The organism is Parapedobacter tibetensis, assembly GCF_024704835.1.
GTDB lineage: Bacteria > Bacteroidota > Bacteroidia > Sphingobacteriales > Sphingobacteriaceae > Parapedobacter > Parapedobacter tibetensis.
The window spans coordinates 1-1,265 of the sequence record NZ_JAMXBE010000057.1 but is presented as its reverse complement, the minus strand read 5'-3'; the positions used below and the strand labels follow the sequence as shown (position 1 = coordinate 1,265).

Annotated in this window: 2 protein-coding genes; one reads left to right on the top strand and one right to left on the bottom strand. The window is 47.4% G+C overall.

What is annotated here, in order from left to right; genetic code table 11:
* Nucleotides 1–261: 261 nt before the first annotated feature.
* On the bottom strand, nucleotides 262–663 hold the full coding sequence (locus tag NF543_RS25215) for a RidA family protein (RefSeq protein WP_257670973.1): 402 nt from the start codon (nucleotides 661–663) through the stop codon (nucleotides 262–264).
* Nucleotides 664–998: 335 nt separating this feature from the next.
* On the opposite strand from NF543_RS25215, the gene NF543_RS25210 reads away from it, so the two are divergent.
* Nucleotides 999–1,217: a hypothetical protein gene (locus NF543_RS25210; RefSeq protein ID WP_257670972.1), complete on the top strand. Its 219-nt coding sequence runs from the start codon at nucleotides 999–1,001 to the stop codon at nucleotides 1,215–1,217.
* Nucleotides 1,218–1,265: the final 48 nt, after the last annotated feature.

The following is a 1,265-nucleotide window of genomic DNA, read 5'->3' as shown; positions in this document are numbered from 1 at the left end:
CGCCAACTCCCAATTGTCTTTACCTAATTCAATAAGCCGCTGGCTCAGCCGTACAATGTCCTGGAAATGCACATTCACATCCACCATACCAACAATATCCAGAGGTTGAGCTTGTAGCTATGGGTTGGGATCGTCGGCCGGCTCCGCGCCGCCACGTGAGAAATCATCGGCCAGGATGCAGGGCAGACAAAGCAGTCAGGGAGAAACGACATGCAAAAGGACTTATGCGCGTCATAGTTCGCAGTCGGATGTGCGGAGAGGTCACGTCACCGCTGTGGCCTCAATCTCAATCAGCATGTCGGCGTGCGCAAGACGCGTCACGCCAATCAACACTCCGGATGGGCGGCAGCCGGCGTCGCGGAGCCTCGGCATGACCTCCGCGCCAAGTACCGCGTTGTATGCATCCATGTCAGTCGTGTAGTAATTCAGACGCGTGACGTCGGCAAGAGAGAGGCCGGCCGCGCGGAGGACCGTCTCGACGTTATTCAGGGCCTCCCGTACCTGAGCCGCCATATCGCCCACATGCAAGATGCGGCCATGCTCGTCCAACGAGCCCTGGCCTGCGCAGTGCAGTATGCGTGTCATGCCACGGGACTCGACGGCTTGCACGAAACCGTGTTCGTCACCCCACGTCCACGGATTGATTACGGTAAGATTCGCCATAGATCCTCTCTCGTTAAGATTCCAGTTATTCGGTACTGACCCCTTCAAAAATCACTGCATGATCCTTCATACGGCAAAGATAAAATTTTTATGCAATTATTCTCCGGCAATCCTAAAAGCCAATCCTTAAAATCTTCCTCGGAGGGTTGGGCTTCTAAGTCCATGTAATACCGATATGTAAGATTGCCTACCCTAAATATGAAAGCATGGTACTCCCTCTCCCTTTCGGATAACTTACTTAGAAACATCTTTTGATGGATCCGCTGCGCTTCTATCGGATGTTCAGTATATTCCATAACCTTAATGCTAATTTAGAAATTTATAATTACTAATCAATGGATAAAATCAAAAATATTATAATGGAAGGGCTTATTAAGGACTTAATGATAGCGGAGAGTTCATATGAGTTAAATAAACAAATATCTCTAAGTTATAAATCAATAAAGGATAATACAAATGCTGAAATTGCAAAGATTCTATACAATCTTTCTTATACAGAAATGATTGAGGCCATCCAGTTCCGTAGTCTCGACCGCGAAAGTTGGGCAAACTGATGTATTAATTGTTCAACCGCTCTTCAAAGAGTTTCAGAATGCGTTTGT

Bases quoted from the DNA above. Each gene is read 5' to 3' on its own strand.
- NF543_RS25215 (WP_257670973.1), bottom strand. From the start codon at position 663: ATGGCGAATCTTACCGTAATCAATCCGTGGACGTGGGGTGACGAACAC.
- NF543_RS25210 (WP_257670972.1), top strand. From the start codon at position 999: ATGGATAAAATCAAAAATATTATAATGGAAGGGCTTATTAAGGACTTA.